Source organism: Vibrio sp. T9 (assembly GCF_003123985.1).
Lineage (GTDB): Bacteria > Pseudomonadota > Gammaproteobacteria > Enterobacterales > Vibrionaceae > Vibrio > Vibrio diabolicus.
In genome coordinates, this window is the sequence record NZ_NIGY01000096.1 from 1 (window position 1) to 378 (window position 378).

The following is a 378-nucleotide window of genomic DNA, read 5'->3' on the forward strand; positions in this document are numbered from 1 at the left end:
TGATCGACTATGTCGCGCGTAAATACGGCCGCGACCATGTCAGCCAGATCATCACCTATGGCTCCATGGCGGCGAAGGCCGTGTTGCGCGACTCCGGCCGTGTGCTTGGCATGGGCTACGGTCAGGTGGATCGCCTGGCCAAGCTCATTCCCAACCGGCCACTCGACCTCACGCTGGGCGACGCGCTCGGCCGCACGGAAAAGTCGAAGAAAGAGCCCGATCGCATCGTCAGGGAATTCTGCGACGTCTACGAGCAGGAAGAAGAACCGCGCCAGTTGATCGACCTCGCGCTCAGCCTCGAAGGCCTGACGCGGAATGCCGGTAAGCATGCGGGTGGCGTCGTGATCGCACCCACGCCGCTGACCGACTTCGCGCCGC

At 63.8% G+C, this 378-nt stretch carries 1 pseudogene; it reads left to right on the forward strand.

Features of this window, described 5'->3' with window-relative positions:
• Nucleotides 1-378, forward strand: a pseudogene (gene dnaE, locus CBX98_RS25595) (DNA polymerase III subunit alpha); the annotation flags it as partial.